Raw genomic sequence first — 1045 nt, 5'->3', positions numbered from 1 at the left:
ATCCTGCACGACCTGGTCCGGGCCCAGCCCGGGCAATCCCAGCTATGGCAGGTGCTGGGCGACGTGCAGTCGGCGCGCCAGGACTGGCCGGAGGCGATCGAGTCCTACAGCCGCGCTGTCGCCGCGCGGGGGCGTCTGTCGGGCGACGACTGGACGCTGCTGTTCGGCCGTGCCGTGGCCCTGGATCGCGCCGATCGCTGGCCCCAGGCGCAGGCGGACCTGCAACATGCGCTGGACCTGGCGCCGAACGAGGCGATCTTGCTGAATTACCTGGGATATTCCTTGGCCGAGCGCGGCAGCAACCTGCCCCGGGCCGAAACCATGCTGCGCCGCGCGGTCGCGATCGACCCGCAGGATGCGGCGATTCGCGACAGTCTGGGCTGGGTCCTGGTGTGCCGGGGCCGGGTGGCCGAAGGGCTCGGGCTGCTGGAACGCGCCGCCGAGCAGACGCCCGAGGACCCGGCGGTCAATTACCACCTGGGCGTCGCCTATTGGAAATCGGGCCGCAAGCTGGAGGCCGTCAATCAATGGCACGTGGCCCAGTTGTTGCCCGCCGAGCCCTCGGACGCGCGAAAGATCCGCGCGGCCCTGGCCGATGCGGCCCGCGAGGGCCATGACGTGTCCGCCGGCCAGGGCCGCGCGGACCGGAAGAAGGACTGAACCGACCGTGATTGGCCCGCTGCACGAATCCGCCCACGCCAAGATCAATCTCTATCTGCATGTCACGGGGCGGCGTCCGGACGGCTATCACCTGCTGGACAGCCTGGTGGTCTTCGCCGACGCGGGCGACGTGCTGAGCCTGCATCCCGCCCAGAGAAGACCGGAGATAGGAAGACCGGAGATAGGAAGGCCGGGGGCGGTCGGCCTGGATATCACCGGCCCGTTCGGCGCCGGCCTGGTCGCCGACGGCGACAGCAACCTGATCCTGCGCGCCGCCCGGCTGCTGCGTGCCGAACTGGACGATACGGATCTGCTGGCGCCGGTGCGGATCGTGCTGGAAAAGAATCTGCCGGTGGCGTCGGGCATCGGCGGCGGTTCGGCCGAC

At 70.0% G+C, this 1045-nt stretch carries 2 protein-coding genes; both read left to right on the top strand.

The annotated features are described in order from the left end of the window. On the top strand, window positions 1-660 hold a 660-nt coding region (locus HUK84_RS19795), incomplete at its 5' end, for a tetratricopeptide repeat protein (protein WP_176641732.1). Beyond that, window positions 614-1045, top strand: a 432-nt coding sequence (locus HUK84_RS19790; RefSeq protein ID WP_456306683.1) for a GHMP family kinase ATP-binding protein, incomplete at its 3' end; no start/stop codon positions are given. The genes HUK84_RS19795 and HUK84_RS19790, both read left to right, overlap by 47 nt.

Origin of the sequence: Nguyenibacter vanlangensis (assembly GCF_013376155.1) — a bacterium.
Classification (GTDB): domain Bacteria; phylum Pseudomonadota; class Alphaproteobacteria; order Acetobacterales; family Acetobacteraceae; genus Gluconacetobacter; species Gluconacetobacter vanlangensis.
This window is presented reverse-complemented; position numbering and strand designations above follow the sequence as displayed.